The 22,441-nt window shown below is 51.9% G+C and carries 23 protein-coding genes; 6 read left to right on the top strand and 17 right to left on the bottom strand.

From position 1 onward, the window contains the following. Positions 1-15: 15 nt before the first annotated feature. The 5 genes from HVE01_RS01575 to HVE01_RS01555 all read right to left on the bottom strand — a co-directional run bounded on the left by HVE01_RS01575 (position 16) and on the right by HVE01_RS01555 (position 3,727). Positions 16-1,368 (bottom strand): DUF2252 domain-containing protein, encoded by a 1,353-nt coding sequence (locus tag HVE01_RS01575; protein ID WP_146942018.1) that lies wholly within the window; start codon positions 1,366-1,368, stop codon positions 16-18. An 81-nt stretch (positions 1,369-1,449) separates the two neighbouring features. Beyond that, positions 1,450-1,830: a DUF1294 domain-containing protein gene (locus tag HVE01_RS01570; RefSeq protein WP_146942016.1), complete on the bottom strand. Its 381-nt coding sequence runs from the start codon at positions 1,828-1,830 to the stop codon at positions 1,450-1,452. Positions 1,831-1,860: 30 nt separating this feature from the next. After that, positions 1,861-2,556 (bottom strand): 5,6-dimethylbenzimidazole synthase, encoded by a 696-nt coding sequence (gene bluB / locus HVE01_RS01565; RefSeq protein ID WP_146942014.1) that lies wholly within the window; start codon positions 2,554-2,556, stop codon positions 1,861-1,863. A 197-nt stretch (positions 2,557-2,753) separates the two neighbouring features. Then, the gene (locus HVE01_RS01560) at positions 2,754-2,975 is read right to left on the bottom strand and encodes a glutathione S-transferase family protein (protein WP_244973742.1); all 222 of its coding nucleotides are present in this window, start codon (positions 2,973-2,975) and stop codon (positions 2,754-2,756) included. Then, a complete protein-coding gene (locus HVE01_RS01555) occupies positions 2,972-3,727 on the bottom strand; it encodes an NAD(P)H-dependent oxidoreductase (RefSeq protein WP_146942012.1) in 756 nt (251 codons plus the stop codon). The genes HVE01_RS01560 and HVE01_RS01555 overlap by 4 nt, the downstream gene beginning before the upstream one ends. Positions 3,728-3,815: 88 nt before the next feature. On the opposite strand from HVE01_RS01555, the gene HVE01_RS01550 reads away from it, so the two are divergent. Then, entirely contained in the window at positions 3,816-4,712 is an 897-nt protein-coding gene (locus HVE01_RS01550) for a LysR family transcriptional regulator (RefSeq protein WP_146942010.1), read from the top strand. A 21-nt stretch (positions 4,713-4,733) separates the two neighbouring features. On the opposite strand, the gene HVE01_RS01545 is transcribed toward HVE01_RS01550, so the two are convergent. After that, on the bottom strand, positions 4,734-5,690 hold the full coding sequence (locus HVE01_RS01545; RefSeq protein ID WP_146942009.1) for a LysR substrate-binding domain-containing protein: 957 nt from the start codon (positions 5,688-5,690) through the stop codon (positions 4,734-4,736). Positions 5,691-5,797: 107 nt separating this feature from the next. On the opposite strand from HVE01_RS01545, the gene HVE01_RS01540 reads away from it, so the two are divergent. Continuing rightward, a complete protein-coding gene (locus HVE01_RS01540) occupies positions 5,798-6,634 on the top strand; it encodes a PhzF family phenazine biosynthesis protein (protein WP_125750519.1) in 837 nt (278 codons plus the stop codon). 130 nt (positions 6,635-6,764) lie between these two features. Here the strand turns inward: HVE01_RS01540 and HVE01_RS01535 are convergent, their stop codons facing one another. The 3 genes from HVE01_RS01535 to HVE01_RS01525 all read right to left on the bottom strand — a co-directional run bounded on the left by HVE01_RS01535 (position 6,765) and on the right by HVE01_RS01525 (position 9,037). Continuing rightward, the gene (locus HVE01_RS01535) at positions 6,765-7,526 is read right to left on the bottom strand and encodes a class I SAM-dependent methyltransferase (RefSeq protein WP_146942007.1); all 762 of its coding nucleotides are present in this window, start codon (positions 7,524-7,526) and stop codon (positions 6,765-6,767) included. An 87-nt stretch (positions 7,527-7,613) separates the two neighbouring features. Continuing rightward, positions 7,614-8,087 carry an NUDIX hydrolase gene (locus HVE01_RS01530; protein ID WP_125753725.1) on the bottom strand — a complete coding sequence of 158 codons (474 nt, stop codon included), beginning with the start codon at positions 8,085-8,087 and terminating at the stop codon, positions 7,614-7,616. 50 nt (positions 8,088-8,137) lie between these two features. Next, on the bottom strand, positions 8,138-9,037 hold the full coding sequence (locus HVE01_RS01525; protein WP_146942005.1) for a LysR family transcriptional regulator: 900 nt from the start codon (positions 9,035-9,037) through the stop codon (positions 8,138-8,140). Between the two features lie 307 nt (positions 9,038-9,344). Here HVE01_RS01525 and HVE01_RS01520 point away from each other — a divergent pair, with 307 nt between their 5' ends. After that, entirely contained in the window at positions 9,345-10,436 is a 1,092-nt protein-coding gene (locus HVE01_RS01520; RefSeq protein WP_146942003.1) for an alkene reductase, read from the top strand. A gap of 39 nt (positions 10,437-10,475) precedes the next feature. Continuing rightward, positions 10,476-11,492 (top strand): zinc-binding alcohol dehydrogenase family protein, encoded by a 1,017-nt coding sequence (locus HVE01_RS01515; RefSeq protein ID WP_146942150.1) that lies wholly within the window; start codon positions 10,476-10,478, stop codon positions 11,490-11,492. Positions 11,493-11,734: 242 nt separating this feature from the next. Here the strand turns inward: HVE01_RS01515 and HVE01_RS01510 are convergent, their stop codons facing one another. Beyond that, positions 11,735-12,265: a MarR family winged helix-turn-helix transcriptional regulator gene (locus HVE01_RS01510; protein WP_146942001.1), complete on the bottom strand. Its 531-nt coding sequence runs from the start codon at positions 12,263-12,265 to the stop codon at positions 11,735-11,737. A 100-nt stretch (positions 12,266-12,365) separates the two neighbouring features. Between HVE01_RS01510 and HVE01_RS01505 the strand changes: the two genes are divergently transcribed. Together HVE01_RS01505 and HVE01_RS01500 are read left to right on the top strand one after the other, a co-directional pair. Further along, on the top strand, positions 12,366-13,301 hold the full coding sequence (locus HVE01_RS01505; protein WP_146941999.1) for a DMT family transporter: 936 nt from the start codon (positions 12,366-12,368) through the stop codon (positions 13,299-13,301). A gap of 58 nt (positions 13,302-13,359) precedes the next feature. Next, positions 13,360-13,998, top strand: coding sequence for an NAD(P)-dependent oxidoreductase (locus tag HVE01_RS01500; protein ID WP_146941997.1), 639 nt, complete (start codon positions 13,360-13,362; stop codon positions 13,996-13,998). Between the two features lie 177 nt (positions 13,999-14,175). Here the strand turns inward: HVE01_RS01500 and HVE01_RS01495 are convergent, their stop codons facing one another. From HVE01_RS01495 to HVE01_RS01465, 7 genes are all read right to left on the bottom strand, one after another. Further along, on the bottom strand, positions 14,176-14,670 hold the full coding sequence (locus tag HVE01_RS01495) for a 2-thiouracil desulfurase family protein (protein WP_241006738.1): 495 nt from the start codon (positions 14,668-14,670) through the stop codon (positions 14,176-14,178). A gap of 205 nt (positions 14,671-14,875) precedes the next feature. Further along, the gene (gene astB, locus HVE01_RS01490) at positions 14,876-16,258 is read right to left on the bottom strand and encodes an N-succinylarginine dihydrolase (protein ID WP_146941995.1); all 1,383 of its coding nucleotides are present in this window, start codon (positions 16,256-16,258) and stop codon (positions 14,876-14,878) included. Then, positions 16,255-17,730 carry a succinylglutamate-semialdehyde dehydrogenase gene (astD, locus tag HVE01_RS01485; RefSeq protein WP_146941993.1) on the bottom strand — a complete coding sequence of 492 codons (1,476 nt, stop codon included), beginning with the start codon at positions 17,728-17,730 and terminating at the stop codon, positions 16,255-16,257. Before astD ends, astB begins: the two co-directional genes overlap by 4 nt. A 172-nt stretch (positions 17,731-17,902) precedes the next feature. Next, positions 17,903-18,934, bottom strand: a complete 1,032-nt coding sequence (gene astA / locus HVE01_RS01480; RefSeq protein WP_125750546.1) for an arginine N-succinyltransferase — start codon at positions 18,932-18,934, stop codon at positions 17,903-17,905. Continuing rightward, the gene (locus HVE01_RS01475; RefSeq protein WP_125750548.1) at positions 18,934-19,998 is read right to left on the bottom strand and encodes an arginine N-succinyltransferase; all 1,065 of its coding nucleotides are present in this window, start codon (positions 19,996-19,998) and stop codon (positions 18,934-18,936) included. Before HVE01_RS01475 ends, astA begins: the two co-directional genes overlap by 1 nt. A gap of 35 nt (positions 19,999-20,033) precedes the next feature. Further along, positions 20,034-21,248 (bottom strand): aspartate aminotransferase family protein, encoded by a 1,215-nt coding sequence (locus HVE01_RS01470; protein WP_146941991.1) that lies wholly within the window; start codon positions 21,246-21,248, stop codon positions 20,034-20,036. A 100-nt stretch (positions 21,249-21,348) separates the two neighbouring features. Beyond that, complete coding sequence (locus HVE01_RS01465; RefSeq protein ID WP_171880231.1) at positions 21,349-22,323, bottom strand: GlxA family transcriptional regulator; 975 nt, start codon at positions 22,321-22,323, stop codon at positions 21,349-21,351. Positions 22,324-22,441 lie beyond the last annotated feature (118 nt).

The following is a 22,441-nucleotide window of genomic DNA, read 5'->3' as shown; positions in this document are numbered from 1 at the left end:
TAATGGCCCAGCTTGTTAAGCAGAATCTGCCTTCAAAAAGTGCTCCACGAACACCTTATAGTCTTGAGATACGCAGTCGGCATAGGCAATTGCCAGGGTCGTCACTACCTCAATAAACTGCGCTTCGCGACCTTCTAAACGTTGGCATACCGCGTTGGCAAATGGTGCTGAATGACCACGGTGAAGCGCCTGAGCACCGCGCAAATGCTCACGCGCGAGAATTTCACCCCATTGGCGCGCCAATTTCCGATAAGACTTACCCCCTGAAAGCTTGTGAGTAGGCACATCTTTTTTAAACGGAGAGCGCTCCCGAACCGAAAAAACTTTTCCATTCATGGTCAGCCAACCCAAATAGGCATCGGGGTGTTCTGCAATGGCATGAAATGCCGCCGCATGGCGAATGCCTTCATTAGGAAATAGCTTTCGCCACGCCTGTTGCTGGGCTTTATTCATTAAGCCATAAGCTTCTGGCGTTACCTGCTCTTTAACATCTAATATAACGTCGTCGTGCTCATGGTCCGCACCACCCTCAATCAAAACGTAATATCGCTCTAAACCTAACGACCCCGTTCCGGCATCAAGACGGCGAACGGTGTCTTTGACACGAAAGTGTTTTGGGTCACTCTCTTTGATCGGGTGCTGTAACGTCTGTTGATACTCTTGCTCAATCAAACGACGCAGCTGGCTAGCGACATCTGCTGGTAAGTTCGCAAGCTTCCCAGAGCGCTCAGCGAACATGCGCCCTTTCTGACTATCGAGGGTTGTCCATTTTTCCAGCATACGCGCCCGACTCTGCTTATCAGCGACGTTGCCCATGAAGGCCTTCAGCGGGCCCTTGGCGCTATCCAGAGTCACCGCCTCAATGGGCTGCTCTTTAGCCAGCGTATCTTTTTCATACGTTTCTTGGCTATAAACAGCTAGCGTATGGATATACCCCTCTAACAGCTTTTTCAGCGCTTTAGCCGTCGCTTTAGAACTTAACGCGGCGTTTTCACGGCTATCCAGTACCACACTGATCGCCAGCCGCCATACATCGTATTGATAGTCACCGATCAACGCGTCATCGAAGTCATCCATACCGTAGCGCACTTGGTCATCATGGTGACCATAAGCGCCAAAGTTATAAACGTGTGCATCGCCCTGCAGCCACGTTTGGGTATTAGGCCATCCACCAAATAACGCAAAGCGCCAGTCGTGCCAAACGTCTTGCCAATACAAGTGATTAGTTCCACGAAAGAATCGGTAAGGAGACACGGCCATTTTGGCGTACTTCGCTTGGCGGTGCGCTGCATTAAGCGGCGCATTCACCTGTTGAATTGCCTCGATCACTTGCTGTGGGCGGTTATGCCCGGTTAGTGCATGGCTCATTGCGTTGCCTTCATCGGTGCGTAAAAAGCAGTCTGCTATCAGCGTAGGTGATAAACGTTAACAGAATAAGTCATTCACAAACTATACCCATGCCCAGCTAACTAGCGCTGTTAGATTGATCAGCACCGTTACCCAGAACACACGTCTGAAAGCGCGCTTTTGTGTTTTGTGGCGAAGCCATTGCTGCGCAACAATAGCCCCAGGCCAGCCGCCTAATAGTGACAGCACATGTAAGGTATTTTCGGAAATCCGCTGCGCGTTTTTTTGCGCAGCGGATTTATCTAACGCATAGGTAAAACACATCACCACGCTGACCGCTAGATAAGCGCATAGTAACCATATAGGCAACTTTTCAATCATGACCGCGGCGACCAGCAGCGCAAAAAAGGTCAGCGTTATTACCAGTGAGCGCCCCACAGTGCCTTTTCCGTGCCGAGGTGAACGGGTCTTTCGATTCAACATGAGTGTGTTGCTCCTTTCCCTGAGCCTCGATTATTCTAAAGCAGTTAGAAGTGGGCTTTCTGTCAACGAACCGCCCCAGCCATCACAGTGCACCAATTCAGTTAATGAAAGCCGAGAGCGCCACCCTTTTGCTTCCAGCTCGGGCTGATCTAAAAACTCGCTGACGTAGCCAAGGCAAAGATAAGCTAATGGATAAACATGTTCAGGCAACTTCAACGCCGTGCTCAGTTGATCTTGATCGAGAATACTCACCCAGCCAACGCCAATGCCCTCTGCCCGCGCTGCCAGCCAGAGGTTTTGCACGGCTAAGCACGTGCTAAATAGGTCGGTATCCACAATGCTATTGCGCCCTAGCACATGGGGGCCTCCCCGGCTGCGATCACAAGTAATGCAGAGGTTAATCGGGCTTTCTAAAATGCCTTGTAGTTTCAAACCCTGGTAGCGCTCCTTGCGTTCTCCCTCAAACCGCTCAGCGGCCTTTTGGTTTTCTCGCTCGAACATCGCCACTATCGCCGCTCTCACCTCGCGGCTTTCGATCACAATGAAATCCCAGGGCTGCATAAAGCCTACCGAGGGAGCATGGTGGGCTGCCTTTAAAAGCTTGGCCAGAATCTCGGGAGCAATCGGGTCGGGTAAGAACTGTGAACGGACATCGCGCCGTTCATAAATGGCACGGTATAACCCGCGCTTCTCAGCATCTGAAAAGTGGTGACTCGGGGTACTCATTGGGTGTAAGGCCTTCGATAATACAAATATAGGTGCAGCCTACCCCAGAACTTCACAGCATTCATGAATAGAGCAATAGAGAGTTAGATTTCAAGCAGCGGTGAGTCAAATGATCTGGAATGCACGCTATCAACTGTCACCTATACGCTAAAGCCCCAGCCCGCCAACATCACCGGCCAGGGCAGTAACATAGATCGTTAGAATGAAACAGGCTCCATTTTTTGCGCCAACGCGTCATCTATTTCATTCGCGCGTTTAGCGGCAGGCCTGCTTTCGGTGCGTTCTATGTATTCTTTGAATACCTCTTTTGGCGGAATATTTTTCTGCATTATCCCCCACCAGAGATAGCTGCTGAGCACGATATCCGCTGCGGTGAATTGATCGCCACAGACGGCAGCGCTAGTTAATAACGAGGTCAATTTAGTCGCCAGCGCAGCGGCGCTGTTTGGCCTAAAACACCATCCGCGTCCCAATCATTCCAGCCCGTAAAGGGAATGGGTGACTCGGCATCCAAATTCACAACCCGGGAAGCCCAAGCTCCTTTACATGCCTCCAAGTGACCAGTGATCTCGGTCTCCTCTTGATAGCGAATGCCGCCGCCCTGGATGCCATAGCTAACCTGGGGAGCCAACACCTCAAAGCCAACGTAGTACAGCGATGAATGAATTGGCCATAGCCAATGAACCATATTGCCAGCTCGGCCAAAGGGCTGAAACGCCTTTTCTGGTGAACCGGTGGTTACCGATAGCATTGCTCGCTTGCCACGATAGTAGCCGTGATCGTAACGCATGCGGCTTGTATAGCGTCCGCCATATACCAGCACACGATCAAACCAACCTTTCAGAATGGCGGGCTGAGCGTGCCACCATAAAGGGAATTGGAATATCACCACATCTGCCCACTCCAGCCGGGCCAGTTCCCTCTGAACATCCTGCGCCAAGGTGTTTTGTTCGTAGTGAGCACGTTGCTCGTTAAGAGGATAAAAATAGTCCGCATCCACCGCTTTTTGCGGATAGAGCTCAGTACGCTCCACTGGATCAAACCGCTCGGCATAGAGATCATCCACTTCGATGGAGTGCCCAGCATCGACTAGCTGTTTTAGCGCAATATCCACTAAGCCGCCATTAAACGACTGGCGTTCAGGATGGGCCAAGACAATCAATACATTCATACTGCATCTCCCCTGTTGATTGGTTCGATGACAGACTAGCCTGTTCATATAAGACAAAACATTGGCCAAAAATAAGAGACAGATTTGCATGAATGAACAGCAAATAAGATGGGACGACCTACAAATTGTGCTAGCGATTGCCGAAACGGGATCGCTATCCGGCGCCAGCCGAGCGCTGCGTATCAGTCATGCCACCGTTTTCAGACGCTTAAACGAAATGGAGCGACGGCTGAAAGTGACTCTTTTTGAGCGCAGCCGCACCGGTTATATCCCCACCTTATCGGGAGATGATCTGGCGGCTTCTGCCAGACGCGTACAGAGTGAGGTCAACGGCGCCGAGCGCCGGATAATCGGGCAGGACTTAACCCTTTCTGGCAGCTTGCGAATAACCACTACCGACACACTTTTCGCGGGGTTATTGTCACCGCTACTGGCAAGTTTTCGCCAGCGCTATCCAGATATCACGTTGGAAGTGGTCATCTCCAACCAGCGCCAAAGCTTATCGCGGCGTGAGGCCGATATTGCTATTCGCCCTACCCGTCAACCACCGGAAACCCTTGTAGGCCGCAAGCTAAGCGATATCAGCCTGGCGATTTATGGACAAAAGGCGCTTTGGCAAAACGCCCCTCTCCTTCTAAACACCCCACTGCCGCTAGACCCAGTGTCACTACAACAAGAAGCCTGGATAGGCCCGGATGTTCAGCTAGGCGACACGGCACTTGAAAAGTGGATGATGGATAAACGTGCCGCCTACAAGCTAGACAGCATGCTCGGTATGCAATCCGCTGTCCGCCACGGGGCGGGAATTGCAGTACTGCCCTGCTACCTCGCTGATGCCGATGAAGCACTCCTCAAGCTAAGCGCTCCCATTGAAGCGCTGACCACTCCACTATGGCTACTTACTCACCCAGACTTACGGCATGTAGCCAGAGTCCGCGCGTTTATGCAGGCAATAGCGGAGGGAGTTGGTCAGCAAAGCGCCTAGCGCCGCACTGGATATGAGAACTCACCGTGACGGTTTCACTAACTCGGAAGCAGGTCCATTCCCGCAAGGTATTTGAAAGTTTTTAATTTCTTCAATTAACCAGTGCTTAAATGCCATAACACGTGGATTGTCAATTTCAGCCGGATGTGACACTAGGTAGTAAGCAAACTCATGACTACGCCAAGGCATAATCGCTTGGATTTTTCGATCCAAAAGAAGCTGACTGGCAATGGAGTGTCGACCAATACAAAGACCAAGCCCACTAACGCAGGCGGTTAAGGTTAAGCCGCTATCAGAGAACTGTAATTTCTGTAGCAATGAATGTAACTCAACGCCTACTTCACGCAACCAAGGTTGCCAAGTATTCCAGGGCTCTGTTGGGTGAACACTACTGTCTTCCAATAAAAGCTGCGAACGTAACAGGCTCTCAGGACGCGTATCCTGGAGGCTGCTAATTAATGATGAAGGAGCAAGTATCGTCACGGCATCGCCCATCAAGTGTTCAGCATGAAGGTTTGGGTAGTCTCCTGTGCCAAAGCGGATTCCGGTATCAGCTTGATTATCGCGGAAACTCAATAGCTCACTTTCACCACGTAACGTTAGCTCCAGCCCAGGATAAAGAGCTTTTAAGTTACCTAGCCGTGGAATCAGCCAGTAGTTAATAAAAGAGTGAGGGGCAGATAGTGTCAGCGGACCGTCCACCCCTTGTTGCCTCAGTTCTTTAGTTGCTTGTTCGATTTGGGTGAAGACATTAGCTAAACGCCCATAGTAGCGACGACCAGACTCCGTCAAAAGCACGCCACGTGGTAGGCGCACAAATAGCGATATATCGAGCCTCCCTTCTAGCTCTTTAATACGGTGGCTGACGGCGGCGGGAGTCAAGCTCAGTTCCTGCGCAGCAGACGCGAAGCTACCTAACCGTGCGGCGGCTTCAAAGGCTCGAAGCGTGTTTAAAGGTGGAAAAGGGACTCCGCTCATGGCTAAAATTTAGTAACCCTATGGATGACAATAATGCAGTTTCCATTATTTTTTTTAAGGTCACAATGATGTTCTCTCTAACATAATTCCTTCCGGAGCAGAACATCGTGAGTAAACCTCTATACCACCTAACCGCGTTTTCAACCGACCCTAGCAAAGGCAACCCTGCCGGTGTTTGGATAGGTGATGAGTTGCCGGATACTAAGACAATGCAGAGTATGGCCGCAGAGGTGGGTTACTCGGAAACCGCGTTTATCGCCCCAGCTAGCGGAAACATCAGAACCATTCGTTACTATAGCCCACTGACAGAGATCAACTTTTGTGGTCATGCCACGATTGCTAGCGCCGTCATGCTAGGGCGCTTAAGTGGTACCGGCACCTACCAGCTGGATACCGCCGTTGGCCGAATACCTGTGGAGGTTCGCTCGGTCGATGGTCAGATTCAAGCAGCACTAACCTCGGTAGTCCCCTCTCATAAACCTGCCCCTACAGCGTTGGTCGATGATGTGTTAGCGCTACTGCAATGGTCATCTGATGAGCTGGATCTAGCGATCCCCCCAGCCCTCGCCTACGGTGGCGTGTGGCACCTTATTTTGGCGGTCAACTCACAGTCTCGATTGAACCAGCTTGATTACGATTTTGAAAAACTGAAGGCTTTAATGTTACGAGAAGAGTTAACCACGCTGCAGCTAGTCTTTCGAGAGCATAACGGCCTGTTTCATTCTCGGAATCCTTTCCCAATAGGCGGCGTCGTGGAAGATCCTGCCACCGGCGCTGCAGCTGCAGCGCTAGGTGGGTATCTGCGAGATGCCAAGTTGATTGATGCACCAGGGAAGTTTCTTATCAGGCAAGGGGAAGCAATGGGACGCTTAAGCCTGCTGCAGGTCGAAGTACCTGAACAAGGAGGAATCGTAGTGGCTGGCACAGCCGTAGAGATCACTTAATTATTGCTATACGCTCATAGCTGGGTCGACAAATCCTGCATGCAACACCTCCCCTATTTGGTCGGTGTTGCATCCATTACCTATCGAGACACTGCAACCTTGAGAGACACTTCCAGGCCCGCTTAGCTATTTATAATGAGGCTTCAAAAGTAATTGCGCTAGGTGATTCCACATCGCTATCACTGATTGAAAACGGGTGTTTATAGTCCAACGTAATAGAAACATTTTTAAACCCGGCTTCATGCAACAAACTTCTGAATTCAAAAACACCCCAAAAGCGCAGAGAAAAAATCTCCAACTCTGAAGAGACTAAACTTCCTGCACGCCAGTGTTCATACCTCAATTGAGAAGCTGTGGTCTGATGTAAATAGCTGGTCTTCACCCTTGATTCTGTTAAGGTCAGCATATCCGCGCCTAAATTCCACATGCGCGCTTCAGGCCCAGAATCAAGCATAAAAGCCAATGAGTCTATATCTACAATAATTTTACCCGACTCTGACAAGCAGGCTTTTAAGCGCTTAAGAAAGTCTAAGCATGCAACAGGCGACTTAATTAACTGAATAGACCCTGCAGGCATTACTACAGCAGCAAACGTCTCCTTGTAGACAAAGTCTTCAAAATTTTGCTTGCTGACATTATCGGTTAAATTCCTTTTAGAAAGCTCCTTCTTGCAGATCTCCAACATATGAGGAGAGGCATCAAAGCCATGGACAACATGACCAGCCTCAAGCAGTGGTATAAGAAACCTTCCATTACCAACCGCAGGCTCTAAAATTGGCCCGTTAGTGTCCTTGAGGCGTGACAAATAAAACTCAATATCTCCAAACGTTCGGCCAATGGGTTTGTCCACATGGTAAACCCAGGAGGCTAGAGATCCATACTCATTATCCATAAAGCCACCCTACTCCTTAGGTATCAATGCACTAAACGGCGATTCCAAAATATCTTGCTTAGAAGAGATTGGAAGTTAAAACCAACCTTACTCAACTAGCTCATTTTCATATACAGCCAGAGCTTGTCTTGCCACTTTTTCAACATCTAAGCTAAGCGCCAGATTTTTTTCATTTACATCATCCAGATTAAAGAAGCAGGCATCTAGTGCATCATCACCCGCGAAGGGCTCACCTGAGACCCATACACAGAGTACAGCCACAAGCACAAAATGATATTCAAGCTCACCACGTTTATTGAAGTCTAATACGTCAACAGCATTGAACACTCTATGCACGTTGGCAATAACATTTGTTTCCTCGTAAAGCTCTCTCAGCGCAGCTTCTTCTATGGTTTCGCCTCGCTCAATTTTTCCACCTGGAAAGCCCCACCGACCAGCATCAGGTGGGTTAGAGCGACGCACTAAGAGTACTTTATCATCTTTTAATAGAACGGCGATGGTTGCGACCACCGGGCGTTGTTCCGACGTCTCTTGAAACTCACAGCCACTCTGACCAGACATCAAACCCTCTGTATCGATTAAAAATGACAACTCATATTACACAAAGGAAATCAGGCTGAAAGCTTCTCGAGTCGTGACGAAAGAAACTGTCTCAGCGCCTGAACCGCTGGACTAAACTGGCGCCGATCGGCACAAATCAGATTGAACGGCGTGCGTTCAGTCTCCCAGTCTTCGCACAGAGGAACCAGGCGCCCATTACTCAAATCTTCAATAACATCCAAACGAGCCTTGTAAGCGATTCCTTTGCCGGCCAGGGCCCAGCGCCGCACTGCCTCACCATCATCGGCGACACGGCTGCCCCTCACTTTCACTGACACTTCCTGAGCGTTTTTCCAAAAACGCCAGCGGCCATGCACGTCTTCACCGAGCATAAAACAGAGGCAGTTATGTTTCGTTAAATCCTCAGGACGAAGCGGCGTGCCGAACTGTTGGACATATTCAGGCGAGGCGCAGAGAACACGCCGGTTGTCTGGCACAAGCGGCACAGCGATCAAGCTGGAGTCCGGCAATTCCCCGTAACGTAAAGCGATATCAACCGGTTGGCGATATATATTAACCAATCGGTCGGATAGTTGAATACGCAGGTCGATCTGCGGATATAGGTCGAGAAACTCATCTAACCAGCCGAGTAGTAAGTTCCGACCTATATCGGATGGCATGGATAGTTGCAGCACATCCTGAATAACGGTTTGACCTTTCTGTATAGCTTGGCAGCCATCATCCAGTAGTTGGAGTGCCTGCTGACAGTGACCAAGAAAGGTCTCGCCCTGATGAGTCAGGCGCAAGTGACGGGTTGACCGGATAAACAGCGGCACGCCGAGTTCAGCTTCCAGCCTTTTTACTGCTGCACTTGTCGCAGCAGGTGATAGATCCAGCAGCCTGGCAGCGGCCGAAAGGCTTCCCTGACGAGCGGTTTCGATAAAAATCTTGAGATCCTGGATAGAGCGCATATTCAAATTTTTTTTGAAAGAATTTGTTCACAAGGCTAGTTTTTCAAACCGATCAGGTCAAATAAGCTGCTTGTGTTTGTAGTGCATTCCGCTAGTTCAGAAGTCGCCATATCTCTCTTTATCTCGCAATGGCGTTTCTATTACCGGTCGCTAGCCAAGTTTTAGGCCCGACTGATGGCGATGCACAGCAGTGGAGTCGCACGATTTTCCCATCCCGATATGCCGCTGTCTTATCTGTAGATGAGTCAGCTTAGTGGATGGCAATGGCATGCGATCAACACTACCCAGTTAATCAAAGGAGTCACTCATGAAGCTATTCAGCTCATATTCGCTGTCGGGAAAGTCTCTGCATAACCGTATCGTCATGGCCCCAATGACACGTGCTCGCAGTACTCAGCCGGGCAACATCCCCAATTCACTTATGGCTCGGTATTACGCGCAACGCGCCAGTGCTGGTTTGATCATTACGGAGGCGTCGCAGATTTCCCAGCAAGGACAGGGGTATAGCTTCACTCCCGGTATCCATAGTGCTGAGCAGGTGGACGGCTGGCGCAAAGTGACAGATGCGGTTCATGCCGAGGCTGGGTTTATATACCTCCAGCTATGGCATGTAGGGCGAATGTCGCACCCTGATTTTCATCAAGGGGCTTTGCCTGTAGCACCCTCGGCCATCAACCCCGACGCCAAAATCTGGATGGCAGATGAAAACGGTGCGGGTGGCATGGTGCCCTGCCCAACGCCACGCGCACTGGAAGCCGAAGAGATTCAAGGCGTGGTAGAGGACTATCGACAGGCCGCTCGGAACGCCATGGAAGCCGGTTTTGATGGTGTTGAGATTCATGCCGCCAATGGCTACCTGATTGATCAATTTCTACGCACCACCTCGAATATGCGCTCAGACGCTTATGGTGGCAGTCGTGACAACCGAGTACGTTTTCTGATTGAGGTTGCCGAAGCAGTGGCAAACGAAGTGGGTGCTGAAAAAGTAGGCGTGCGCCTGGCCCCGTTTATTACGGCGCGTGGCATGAACTGCCCAGATGTTATCCCCACCATTCTGCACGCGGCAACTCAGCTACAGGAACTGGGTATCGGGTATATCCATCTGGTTGAAGCTGACTGGGATGATGCCCCCGAGATACCGAGCGATTTCCGCCTAGCGCTTCGTCAAGTGTATCAGGGCACGCTGATTGTGGCTGGACGCTATGACAAGGAACGAGCCAGTCAAATGATCGATGCTGGGCTGTCTGACTTGGTGGCATTCGGTCGTCCGTTTATCGCAAACCCCGACCTGCCTATGCGCTTACATCACTGTTTGCCTTTGGCCAGCTTTCAAAGTGACAGCCTTTTCGGCGGTGATGCCGAGGGCTATACGACCTACCCCGCTTACTCGGCGACTTAAAATTTTCAGATAAAACTGGAGTACAGCATGGCACAGACAATGAAAGCAATCGGCTACCAACAGGCTCTGCGGATTCAGGAGGAGGCATCACTCTGCGATATCGAACTGCCGATACCGGAACCCAGCGGGCACGATGTACTGGTTGAAGTGAAAGCCGTGGCGGTTAACCCGGTGGATACCAAAATTCGCGCCAATGTCGCTCCTGACCAAGGTAGCTGGAAGGTTCTTGGCTGGGACGCTGCAGGTATTGTGACATCTGTGGGAGAGAAGGTTAGCGCTTTCAAGCCCGGCGATGCTGTTTGGTATGCTGGGGATCTCAGCCGCCAGGGCAGTAATGCTCAATACCAGCTGGTGGACGAGCGTATTGTCGGTCGCAAGCCCAGCTCTCTCGATTTCGCTAGTGCCGCTGCGTTGCCGCTGACAGCCATTACCGCTTGGGAAATGCTATTCGACCGACTGAACATCAAGCCCGGTCGGAAGCACGCAGGTGAGAAACTGCTGGTTATCGGTGCTGCTGGGGGTGTTGGCTCCATTCTGGTTCAGCTGGCGAGCCAACTAACCAGTCTGACCGTTATTGCCACGGCCTCTCGGGCGGAAAGTCAGGCCTGGTTGGAACAGTTAGGTGCGCATCATGTTATCAATCATAAAGCATCGCTGAGTAAGCAACTGCAGGAATTAGAGGTTGGAGAAGTTGACCATGTTGTCAGCCTTAACCACACCGAAGAGCATCTTGACGAGATTGTTGCTGCACTGAAGCCTCAAGGTCAGTTTGGCTTGATCGACGATCCTGAAGCACTGAATGTACGTGCACTAAAGAGTAAAAGTCTCTCCTTGCACTGGGAGTTCATGTTTACCCGTTCCATGTATAAGACCACAGATATGGTGGCCCAGCAAAAGCTGCTGAATGAAGTCGCCGCGCTGGTTGATCAGGGTATCTTGAAGAGTACGTTGGGTGTCAATGCGGGCAAGATCAATGCGACTAACCAGCGTAAGGCTCACGAAAAATTGGAGGCCGAGAGTATGATTGGAAAAGTGGTACTCGAAGGATTCGAATAAACAGCGTTAGCCAAGATGAGCGCTAGCGTCTAATGCGAGGGGAAGCCCGTTTTTACCGGGCTTCCTCTTGTTCAACCCACGAAAAACACTCAACCCCGTTAACATTAAAAATCACCCACAAAACATGATTTGGGCTCGCCTTTTATATGTCAGCGCTTCAATGGGGGCGCTTAGCCTGGGCAGTGCTGCCCTAGCTAGGATACTCGACAATATTGATGTGTACACGGCTATAACGCACACCACTACTGCTCTAACCCCGCTAAGAATTGCTTCAGCAGAGTATCTAATTGCGCCAGCTGCTCTTCACTGAGGGCACTCACCAACTGCGCCTGTGCTTCCACATGAGCGGTAACCGCTTCATCAATCAATTCAAACCCACGCTGTGAAAGAGAGATCAAAAAACCGCGCCCATCCTCTGGGTTCTTGACCCGCTCAATCAAGCCAGCCTTTTCCAACAGATTGATACGGTGAGTCATAGTGCCAGAGGTCACCATGGTGGAAGCCATTAATCCCCCTGGCGATAACGCAAACGGGGGACCTTCTCGGCGAAGGGTTGCCAAAACGTCAAAGCTTGCACCGTTAAGCCCGTACTTTGTCCAGGTCTTTTCCAGTTCACGGGTTAAGCAGTGGCTCAGCCGCTTAATCCGTCCAAGGGTGGCCATGGGTGCAACATTAAGGTCAGGCCTTTCCTGCCGCCACTGATTAAGAATGCTATCCACATGGTCTCTATCCAAATGGTCTCTATCCACATGATTTCTATCCACATGATCCATAGAAGTAGTGCGCTCCTGATTATTGCGTAGCTCATTTATCTTGACGTCAAGAGAGTCCGCATATATCTTGATATCAAGACATTAATTGAGAGCATAACTAATGACATTATCAAACACAATTGCGACACACCCACCAAAGAGAGTCTGGCTCGCACCATTGATTTATCTACTGTCAGGCGGCGCTCTACTCGGCCTATCAACAAATCTGGCTAAATTTGCCGGGGAGATGCAGCTATCTGCACTCGCATTTCTGTTTTGGTCAATCACTGGGGCAGCATTAATTCTGTTGGTCGTCTCAGCACTGCGGGGTCATTTACCACCTATTAGCTTGCGTTCAGTTGAATACTATTCCGTATCTGCACTGCTTGGCGTGGCTGGCTCTAACTTGATCTTTTTCTCCGCTATCCCACATGTGGGGGCTGGGTTCGTTGCCTTGATCATAACGCTACCGCCGCTGCTCACCTACATTGGTGCGCTGTTATTGAAAATAGAAAGATTTCAATTTATGCGAGCGGCTGGTGTTATGTCTGCGCTATTGGGTGCCATCACCTTAGCAGCCAATAAGCTATCGTCACCTGATGCCAATCACCTGTGGATCCTGGTTGCCCTGGCTGGCCCAGTCCTCTTAGCCATCGGCAACATTTACCGAACCCTACGCTGGCCGGCAGGTGTGTCGAGCGGCGCTCTGGCCCCCGGCATGTTGATTGCCGCCGTTGTAATCTTGCTAGGAATAGGCTTCCTACCAGGTTTTTCGTTGCGTGTGCCAACTCAACACCACTTGCCCATCATGCTGATCGCACTCCAAGCGCTAGTGTTCGCAGGCCAGTTCTTTCTTCTGTTTCTGCTCCAGAAAAGCGGTGGCCCCGTATTTCTGAGCTTATTGGGTTCCGTCGGCGCTGTGGTGGGGGTGCCTGTTGCGATCTTCCTCCAAGGAGAAGCCGCTCCCGAGGGCCTACTCCTAGGCATTGTCTTAATTGGCACAGGTATTTTCCTGCTCAACATTGGCAAAGCCAAACAGCTTTCTCGTACTAACTGAATATCTACTCAATCAAGATCCACTCAATCAAGATCCACTCAACCAAGGAATAACTATCATGAAAATCGCGATACTCGGTGCCGCAGGTGACGTTGGAACACGCATTATGAGTGAGGCGTTAGCGCGGGGACATCACGTCACAGGTGTAGTAAGAGCTGAAAGTCAGCGTAATAAGCTACCTGCTGAAGCAAGCTACTGTGTTGCCGATATATCAGACTCACACCAGCTAGCGCAGGCGGTCGAAGGTCAGGATTTATTGATCAGCGCTGTCCGCCCACCAGAGGGTCAGGAAGCGCTGCTGGTGAAACTCACGGATGTGATTCTCAACAGCGCCCTCGCCGAACAACGTGTGCTATTGGTGGGCGGAGCCGCTCGACTACTCATCCCCGGACGCAACGGGGAAACAGTGTTAACAGCCCCCGATTTTCTACCGGCAACAGCACTAGAAATTGCCAAGGCTTGCCAAGCACAGTACCAACGGTGCCTTGCCGAAACTCGCACAGCGTGGACTTACGTCTCTCCTGCCGCCATGCTCCTCCCTGGAAAACGGACAGGCAGCTTTCGTCTTGGCTCGGATACGCTTGTTATGGACAAGAACGGAGAATCACGCATTTCAATGGAGGATTTTGCAGTGGCGATGCTTGATGAAGCAGAAACGCCAACACATATTCAGCAAGCGTTTACCGTTGGTTATTAAGCCGGTAAAACGTAGAACACCAAGAGTCAGGTTAGCCTAACGATGCGACCAGCGCCTCTTACGACGTTACAGCTTAACGATGACAACCACGTTAGCCGCTTGCCCCCGTTGAAAAAATTCGGCTGGGGCCAGCGGCTAAATATATTTCTGGAAAATCGCTGATTAGCTCTCGGTGCTTTAATCATCATGTTTAGCGAGAAGCGCTTGATTGGCCTCCGCTATTTCATACTGATTAAACACCCGGATACCATGCTGGCGGAGCAGTGCGGCGGTTACTCCCATACCAGGCACTTTTGTGCCGGTAAAACTGCCATCATAGATAGCGGAGCTTCCGCATGATGGGCTAAAGTCTGCCAGTACCGCGACGTTGATATTAAATTTAAGGCATAAATCTAGAGCAACGGAAGCGCCTGCCAAAAACTCGGCAGTAACATTGCCTCCCTCTTTTTCAATCACATCGGCTTCGCCATTTATTACGCTCTGACCATTGCCTTCAAAAATCTCTGCAGGCTGCCTGGGAATACTCATTCCCGCCTCGACCTCAGGGCAGACAGAAACAATTCGTCTTTCAGAATGCCACTGCTCAATAATCTGGTCAGCCACAGGAAGGGCTCCACCATCATAGCGAACCTTTTTTCCTAAAAGGCAGGCACTCATTAATACTTTTTTCAAAATACCGATCTCTAGTTTTGGTGGTTAGCCGTTAGAGCGCTTAGCAAATACTAACACTCCCCTGCTGACCACTCCCCCTGAGCCGCGATCATTGCGGGTGCGCTGTAGGTTTACCACGCACTACCAATTATTTGAAGCCAATCCGTTGCAGTCATATACAATTAACGCCAAGGCTGTGCCTTGGCGTTTTTGCTGGGTGTACTGCTTACCCCAACTGAAACGGGTACACTGATCCCACTTTTAGCAATTGCGTCAGCTCATCTAATGCCGTGAGCACTTCTGTGGCGAGCTTAGGATCGGCCAGGTCATCTGCCGCAAGGCGATCGCGGTAGTGGCGATTGACCCAAGCAGTCAAATCATCGTACAGCGCATCATTCATTAATACGCGGCCGGTCAACGCTGCCCGTTCGGCTTCGGATAGGGCAACCCGTAGGCGCAAGCAGGCAGGCCCCCCGCCGTTGCGCATGCTCTGCTTAACATCTTTAACAACCACATCGCTAATCGGGTTATTGCCGGCCAGAATAAAGTCCTGGATCGTACGCCAAACCGCATCGCGCTCTTGGCATTCGCTGGGTACGACCAGCGTCATGGTGCCATCCGGGTTGGAAAGAAGCTGGGAGTTAAACAGATACGACGCTACCGCATCTTCCATGCTCACCGCGTCTAGCGACACCCGCACGGGAATCAGTGGCGTGGACATTTTGCTACGCAGCTCGTCTAAGGTGCGCGCTTCATCCAAAAAGGCCATTTCGTGATAGAGCAATACCGGGCCATTGCCCACGGCAATGACATCGTTGTGGAAGACCCCCGCATCGATAGCATCCGGATGCTGCTGAGCAAACACCGTTTGTGCATCCGTTAGCCCGTGTTGGCGAGCCACTGCTTGGCTGGCTTCCAGGGTTTGCCGAGCGGGAAAGCGTTTTGGCTCACGCTCGCCGCTACGCACGTCACCAAATGCTTGGCGACCATACACAAATAAGTGAACGCCTGGCTCGCCGTGCTCACCGCATAGCCGGGTGTGATTGGCCGCGCCTTCATCAGAAAAAGCAGGCGTTGCTGGCAGTACAGGGTGATGAGCAAAGTGCTGCTCATCATGGAAAATAGCCTGTAGCACACGGCCGGTGGTTTGCGGCTCTAGGTAGCGATGAAAACTGGATTGCAGGTTCGCCGGTGTAAAGTGCACTCGGCGGTCAGGCGCATCAACACTGGGGGTAACGGTGCCTGCGTTGGCCGTCCACATACTGGAAGCTGAGCAGACCGCCCTCAGCAGTTGGGGTGCCTCTTTGGCGGCACGGTTCAGCACGTCGCTATTGCTACCGCTGAAGCCTAAATCCCGCAATGCGCCCACATCAGGGCGCTGTTGAGGGGGTAATACGCCCTGAGCGTAGCCAGCATCCATCAGTGACTTCATTTTCAGAAGCCCTTGTAGTGCGCCCTCTTTAGGGTTGGACACCAGCCCCCCATGACTCATCGACGCCACGTTGCCATGGGCCAGCCCTGAGTAGTTGTGGGTGGGGCCTACCAAGCCGTCAAAATTAACTTCTCTGACGCTGTTATTAACCACGTTGCTATTCACCGCGTCGCTCATAGGTTGACTCCTGGCGGTAGCGTTTCGGGCATTTCCAAGCTATCGGCCTCCATCGACGCCACTGGGTAAGCGCAGTAGTCCGCCGCATAGTAAGCGCTGGGGCGGTGGTTACCGCTGTCACCTACGCCACCAAAGGGAGCGTCGCCAGAAGCCCCAGTGGTTTGGCGGTTCCAGTTCACGATGCCCGCACGAATGCGGAGTAGGAAGTCGTCCCAGTCAGCTTTATCACCACCGATCAGCCCTGCAGACAAGCCGTAGCGTGTATCGTTGGCAAGGGCTAACGCTTCGTCCCAATCGCTGTAACGATGGATTTTCAGTAGTGGGCCGAAATGCTCTTCATCGGGCACGTCCAACCCTGTGACATCAATCAGCGCCGGGCTTAACAGGCTAGTGTTTTCTTTAAGGCGCTGCATCCGGTTAATCACCGTACCGCCCAGGGCTTCCAGCTCGTCTTGCGCCTTAAGCAAGCCATCGGCAGCCGCCACGCTGACCAAACCGCCATAGAACGGCGCTGCGGGTGCTTCTTCAAACTGCCCTGCCACGTGTAGCTTGGCGATAGCGTCGGAAAGCGCGTCGATCAGGCGATCGCCAACGTTCCCCTGCGGCACCATCAAGCGGCGGGCGCAGGTGCAGCGCTGACCACCGGATAAAAACGCCGACTGCAGAATAGTCAGTACGGCAGCACGCTCGTCGTCGACATCCTTCACCACCAGCGGGTTGTTGCCGCCCAATTCCAGCGCCAGGATTTTATCCAACTGCCCAGCGAACTGCTGCTGCAACATGCCACCCACTTTAGCGCTGCCAGTAAACAGCAGGCCGTCAATGCCGGGGTGCGCTGCCAAGGCTTGACCTACAGCAACACCACCTTGCACTAAGTTAATCACCCCTGCAGGCAGCCCTGCCTCCACCCAGCACTGTAGGGTTAAATCGGCGGTCAACGGAGTTTGGTCGCTAGGCTTAAACACCACGGTATTACCGGCGAGCAACGCGGGTACCATATGGCCATTGGGCAAGTGGCCGGGGAAGTTATAGGGGCCAAAGACCACCATGACACCGTGAGGGCGATGGCGCAGTACGGCTTTCGCACTACCCACTTCTTTTTCCCGCTCACCAGTGCGCTCATGATAAGCCTTGATAGACAACGCCACCTTTCCGACCATCGCGCCAGCTTCAGTGCGTGCTTCCCAAAGCGGCTTGCCGGTCTCAGAGGCAATCGCTACCGCTAACTCTTCACGACGGGCGGTAAGTACCTCAACAAAACGCTCAACAAGTGCTTGGCGCTCAGCAAATGTAGTGCGCGCCCACTCAGGAAAAGCCCCACGCGCGGCATCAATAGCGGCGCCAACCTGTGCGTTTGAGGCCGAAGCACCTTGCCAAAGCAGTGTTCCTGAAACCGGGTCGTGCTTTGTGAAGGTATCGGCATCGCCCGTTACCCAGGCGCCGTTAATCAGTTGCTGCTGTTGGGCGTGCATGTTCATCTCCTTCCCGTGTGCGAGCTTGTTATGTGTACTTATTCTTAAAAGCTAGTGTGAAAAACTATTGTGAAAAGCTATCGTCAAAAGCTATCGTCAAAAGCTGTTCTTAAGCGCTGTTTTTGAAGACCTATTCTTGAAAAACGGGTCTTGAAAAGCGGTTCTTGAAAAACTAGGTTTCCAATAAACGTAGGTAGTCACCCGTCGTCACGCCCAGGCGATCCGCTTCTTGAGGGTTAAGCACAATGGTGTTTTCCTCGTTGGGTCCGCGGCCTATCCAACTAGCGGTGAAGTTAAGCATCTCAGTAGTGGCTGCCAGCCAGCGACTGACGCTTTCTTCTGGAGCGTTTTGAGAAACTTCCACTTGGCAGAGCTGCGAATTACGAATCGCTCGCACGTCGTCAATATAGGCTTCCACCGTGGGGCCACCATCGAAAATATCGATATAGCCTTCCCAACGCAGCCCTTCTTTCTTGAGCATTTCAAGGGCTGGTCGAGTATGGCGGTGCACTTGGCCAATACAGGCAAGTGCCTCTTCCGACATAAAGGTGGTGTAGATCGGGAACTTAGGCATCAGCTCACCGATAAAGCTTTTTTGGCCTAGCCCGGTTAACCGATCGGCCTCATTAAAGTCCATGGGAAAAAAGTGTTTACCCAGGCTTTCCCAAAAGGGACTGATGTTATTTTCATCAAACACGCCGCGCATTTCCGCCAGCACTTTTTGCGGAAAACGGTCACGGAACTGAGCCATAAACAGCCAGCGTGCTTTGGAAAGCAGCGCGCCATTACGTAAGTGTTTATTCGCTTCGCCGCGGTATTCAGGGCGTAAGAACAGCGAACATACTTCCGCATCGCCAGTGTGGTCGGAACTTAAAAATAGCGTGTCGATTGTACGGTGCAAGTCCAGCTGTACCGATGAATGGGCCAGAGTTCCCAGGCGGTAGTGGTAAAAAGGCACTTCACGACCTACTTGACCCTCAATAGCACAGCAACCGGCCAACTCTCCACTTTGCTCATCTTCCAGTACAAAAAAATAGAGTCGATCATCGACTGGCGTGCGCTCTTCAAAGGCACGGGCAGCGGCTTCAATCTTGCCAGCCAAAAACTCACGGTTATCCGGCAGTGAGGTAAAGCCAACGCCTGCCTGTTGCGCAAGCGCCTGGAGCCCATCCAAATCGTCGCGGGCAATGGGTCGAATGCGCATTACATCTCTCCTTCATCAAGCGCATCTACCGCGCTTGGCAGGCTTAATGGCGCGGCTAGCACCGCGCGCCCCTCTTCAACACCCAACTGTTTAGCGTGCTGTGGTGAAAGCATTAATTGCCCAGTAGGCGAAAGCGCATAACGCGCCACAACACAGCGGAAATCACCTAAGGTTTGATTGGCAATCATCGCTGGCTCTGCATCGGGCAGCGCGTGTTCAGGACGTACCCTGACAGGATGCCAAGCGGCACGACGGAAGGTTTCCAACCGCTCACGCTCGGCTTTTACAATCGGCCCTGCGTCGAAAATATCGACATGGCGGGAGCGTACAAAGCCTTCTGCCAGCATTTCTGCTAACGCCTCTTCATGGGCAGGATGCTCTCGGCCAATGGCAGCGCGTGCCTGAGGCGTTAGCAGCGGTAGATAAAGCGGAAATTGCGGCATCACTTCAGCAATAAAGCTTTTCGAGCGAACGCCGGCAATATGATTCATTTCTTGGAAGCTGCGCGCAAAAAAGTGGCGGCCGACGCTTTCCCAAAAAGGCGATTCGTTGTTGCTATCCAGATAGCCCGGAAAGGCGACCGCCAGAATGCGTGAAAAACGCTCGGGGTACTGAGCAATAAACATGAGTCGCGCACGGCGTAACAGACTTTCTGCACTGGTGCCTTTGTAGCGTGGGTTAAGCGATAGCGCGCAGAGCAGCGTGGCATCAGAGGCTTCATGAGAAAGCGCCAAGGTTTGCACTTCCCGGCGCACATTCAGCTGTTGAGAAGCATGAATCAGCGTTTCCTGACGATAGGTGTAGTAGGCTTCAGCTGCGCCTGCCTGGGCGCGAATAGTCGCTGTGCCGAGTACTTCCTCGCGGTCATCATCCGCCAGTACGAACATGTAGTGCTCGTTGCCAGGGAACTCTACGTCGCTATTAAAGGCTTCCTGGGAGCGCACAATGCGCTCCTCAAGCCGATCACGGTTGGCGGGCAGGTTGGTGAGCCGCGGCACCGCGTGCTCTGCCAACTGCTCCAGGGCTGGAAGATCAGCCATTGTTACCGGTCGAATTACCAGCATCCTTAACGCCCCCTCTTGTGTGGCTTCTTGCCTACTCATGCGCTGGCAACTAGCCGCTCAATAGCACGCTCTAAACGCGCCATACCCTCAGCGATATCTGCTTCCGGAATGACTAAAGATGGCGCCATGCGTAGCACGTTGGGACCCGCAACCAGTGCCATCACACCCTCTTCGATAGCCAGCGGCAGAATGTCTTTAGCGCGGCCTTCAAAGGCATCCGACATTTGTGCGCCCATGAGCATTCCCATGCCGCGAATTTCTTTAAATACGCCATGTTTGCGGTTAATGGTTTCTAAATGCTCGCGAAACAGGTCGTGACGATGCCTAACGCCGTTAAGTACTTCAGGAGTATCAATGAATTCCACCGCCGCCAGAGCAACCGCAGATGCCAACGCATTGCCACCGTAGGTAGAACCATGGGTACCAATTGCCAGAGATTTCGCAATCGCATCCGTAGTTAAAGTGGCGCCAATCGGGAAGCCACCGCCCAATGACTTGGCACTGGTGAGAATATCCGGAGTGATACCGAAATTTTTGTAGGCGTAAAGTTCACCGCTGCGGCCAACGCCCGTTTGCACTTCGTCAAAAATCAGCAGCGCGTTGTGTTCGTCACACAGATCGCGTAGCCCCTGAAGGAACTCTTGGGTCGCGGGAACAATGCCGCCTTCGCCCTGCATCGGCTCAACCATAATGGCACAGGTATCGTCGCCCACTAGCTTGCGCACGCTTTCCAGGTCATTGAAGTTGGCATGCAGAATACCGCCTGGCACCGGGCCAAAGCCTTGCGAATACTTGGGCTGACCACCCACGCTCACGGTAAAGAAAGTACGGCCATGGAAAGACTGATAAAACGAGATAATTTTATCTTTCTGCTCACCATGGTGGTCTACTGCCCAACGGCGGGCTAGCTTCAGTGCGGCTTCGTTAGCTTCGCCACCGGATGAGCACAAGAACACTTTATCGGCAAAAGTACGCTCAGTGAGTGTTTTGGCAAGTGCTAGTGCTGGCTCGTTGGTGAATACGTTAGACAGGTGCCAAAGCTTTTCGCCCTGCTCTTTAAGCGCGTTCACCAGCACGGGGTGACAGTGGCCAAGTGAGTTCACGGCAATACCACCAGCAAAGTCGATATATTCACGCCCCTGCTGATCCCATAAGCGGCTGCCTTCGCCACGCACTGGAATAATCTGTTGTGGCGAGTAGTTTGGCGCCATGTAGTTATCGAAATCCTGACGGCTTGGGGTGTAGCTCATGGGACGATACCTCCGGTGGAGTAAAGGATAGATTCAGTATACGGGGGGCAATAGACGCCGTGCTTTCAGTATTGGGACGGTAAATTATGAAAAGCCGCGCTTATCCAAGCCGTTCTTCCCGCGGTGTAATGCCAAAGTGATTACGATAGGCGGTAGAGAAGTGCGCACCAGAAGAGAATCCGGTCATCAGCGCGATATCACCTACCGGCCGATCACTCTCTCTTAATTGTTTGCGCGCATCTTGTAGGCGCAAATCCAGGTAATAGCGGCTAGGTACCGCCTGCAGATACTTTTTGAACAGGCGCTCTAACTGGCGTCGAGAAATACCCAAATGTTCGGCCAGCTCTAGGGTAGAAAGCGGTTCTTCAATATTAGCTTCCATCAGTGTGACGGCATCTACCAAGCTTTGTGGCGCATGGCCAAGGCGATTGCGCAGCGGTACATGCTGACGTTCATCGGCTAAGCGAATGCGATCACAGACAAACTGCTCAGAAACCTGCTCAGCAAGGCGCTGGCCATGATGCTTGCCGATCAGTGTTAGCATCATATCCATTGCCGCAGTGCCACCGGCACAGGTTATCCGATCGCGATCAATTTCAAACAGTTGCTGAGAGAGCGTAACTTGAGGATACGCCTGTGCAAACGCATCGAAGCGCTGCCAAGGCAATGTGGCGCGATAGCCTTCTAATAGACCACAGCGGGCAAGCACTTCCGTACCTCCCGCAAGGCCACCAATAGCCACACCTCTACCCTGATGACTACGCAGCCACTCATTAAGCTTAGCCGGCAGTGCATAGGGTAACGGTGTAGGGGCACATACCAACAACATATCAAGCGGACCGAGCGGCGCGCCTAAGACATGCTGAGCGAGTAAGGAAAGTTGTGCGCCACTGCGCACAGGCTCATCGGTTAAGCTTAACGTAACGGTGTGGTAAAGCATCTGCCCGCTTAGCTGATTGGCCATCTGCAGCGGTTCGATAGCGCTCGCATGGGCCAACAGCGAAAAACCAGGCAGCAACACAAAGGCCACCCGCCGACGCTCACTGGCGGATGACATCAACGTACTTGAGAACATAACAAGTTGCTTTGCTGCATAGAAATCGCCGCCAACTTAGATAAATAGCTAGAGAAAAAGCCATCTTACCCAATTGCGCAAGTGAAGGCAGCGCTATGGCTCTTAAAACTAAAATAGG

This window comes from Vreelandella venusta, assembly GCF_007989605.1.
Lineage (GTDB): Bacteria > Pseudomonadota > Gammaproteobacteria > Pseudomonadales > Halomonadaceae > Vreelandella > Vreelandella venusta.
This window is presented reverse-complemented; position numbering and strand designations above follow the sequence as displayed.